The 2,087-nt window shown below is 66.5% G+C and carries 1 protein-coding gene; it reads right to left on the bottom strand.

Going from position 1 to position 2,087, the window contains the following annotated elements:
* Window positions 1-2,087 (bottom strand): LAGLIDADG family homing endonuclease (locus PF446_RS01435; RefSeq protein WP_298068975.1); only part of this gene is annotated, 2,087 nt, incomplete at both ends.

Below are 2,087 nucleotides of genomic sequence, written 5' to 3'. Positions count from 1 at the left end.
TCCTTGACCAGCACGCCCTGGAAGGCGGCCGGGTTGAAGCGGAACGTGGTGCAGCCCTTCAGGCCCTTCTCGTGCGCGTACACGTAGATGTCCTTGAAGTCCTCGTACGGATACTCGGTGGGCACGTTGGCGGTCTTGGAGATGGACGAGTCCACCCACTTCTGCGCCGCAGCCTGCATGTCCACATGTTCGGTCGGGCTGATGTCGTCGGCGGCCACGAAGTAGTCCGGCAGCTTGGCCTTGGCCTCGTCACTGTAGGGCATGGCGTCGGCGTTGATCAGGGCGCGGTAGGCCAGCAGCTCGAAGCTGAACACCTCGACCTTTTCCTTGCTCTTGCGCCCTTCGCGGATGACGTTGCGCGAGTAGTGATGCGCAAAACTGGGCTCGATGCCGTTGCTTGCGTTGTTGGCCAGGCTCAGGCTGATGGTGCCGGTGGGCGCGATGGAGGTGTGGTGGGTGAAGCGCGCGCCAATGGCGGCGAGCTTGTCGACCAGTGCCGGATCGGCCTCGGCCACGCGCTGCATGTAGCGGCTGTACCTGGCGTGCAGCACGCTGCCGCGGATGGTGTCGCCGACCTTGTAGCCGTCCCGGGTCATCTCCGGGCGCTTGCGCAGCATCTCGGCGGTGACCTCGTAGTCGGCACTGAGCACCGGCGCGGGGCCCTTTTCCTCGGCCAGCTCCAGCGCCACTTCCCAGCCGGCCAGCGCCATCTCGCGCGCCACCCGCTCGGTGAATTCGGCCGCCTCTTCGGAGCCGTAGCGCTGCCTGAGCATGGTCAGGGTGGAACCCAGCCCCAGGAAGCCCATGCCGTGGCGGCGCTTGGACATGATCTCGTCGCGCTGCTGGGCCAATGGCAGGCCGTTGATCTCGACCACGTTGTCGAGCATGCGGGTGAACACCTGGACCACCTGGCGGTACTCGTCCCAGTCGAAGCGCGCCTTGGGACCGAACGCATCGCGCACGAACATGGTCAGGTTGACCGAGCCCAGCAGGCACGAGCCGTACGGCGGCAGCGGCTGCTCGCCGCAGTTGTGTGCATGCAGGCCGTTGCCGTCGAACGTATTGATGCCCGGCACCTGGACGTCGTAGACATCCTCCATGCCGTCCTCGACCACGGCGCTGACCGTAGCCACGAAGCGCTCGCGATTGAGCGAGCGCTTGCAGGACGACAACAGGTGCTTGAGGCGAGCCTGCTTGTCGCTGTCGGCGAAACCGATGAGGCGATCGAATTGGGCCACGTTGTCGCCGGAGATGACCAGCTCGTGCTGGGCCTGCGTGGCGTAATCGGCATGACCGCCGCGACCATCGGGCAGGTGTGCAGTGCCGGCGGCGCGGCGATTGCGGTAGATCGTCGAGGCGATGCCAAGGCGCAGCAGCATGCGCTGGGCGGTTTCCAGCCGTGTATCGTCTGACTGCGCAAGGCGCAGGCTGACACCCTTGAGCTGGCTACCCTGCACGGAGCCGTCGCTGTCGAACAGGCCGCGCAGAAAACCGCGCTGGAACGCGCTCGAAGCACGCTCCATGGCCGGCGTGATGGCCTTGTCGCCCGGCGTCATGCCGACCTCGTGTGCCAGATGCTTGAGCGCGGCCGGCGCCATGCGGAACTCATTGCGCCCCTCGACGGCGTGAAAGCCCTCGAAATCGCTGCGATGAGGCAGCGTGCGGGCGGCGGTCTCGGCCGCGTCCATCAGCGCCATGGCGCCGCGCGAAGCTGCGAGGCCGCCATTGGCCGCCATGGCCTGCGTCCATACGGAAAGCACGGCCTTGTCGTTCTTCAGGGTGCCGTCGCCAACCAGCAGGCCGAGCAGAAAGCCTTGCTCGAAGGTGTAGCGCCCGGCCCATTCGGCCTGGCGGCGATGGTTGTTGAGCAGCACCTCGTCGCCCGGCTTGAGATCGGCAGCGATGCACCAGTCCGTATCCAGCGACCAGCGGGTCTTGCGCACGACCTTGCGCACGCGATGGTCCGCAGTCAGCCGCAGGGCATGGCCCTGGCAGGTGTCCAGCTTGAGCAACGGTTTGGTGGCGGTGCGGAAAAAGCCTTCGCGGCCACTGCGATGGTCCACGCCATCGACACGCGCGGCGAACGG

This window comes from Oleiagrimonas sp., assembly GCF_027858935.1.
Taxonomy (GTDB): domain Bacteria; phylum Pseudomonadota; class Gammaproteobacteria; order Xanthomonadales; family Rhodanobacteraceae; genus Oleiagrimonas.
This window is presented reverse-complemented; position numbering and strand designations above follow the sequence as displayed.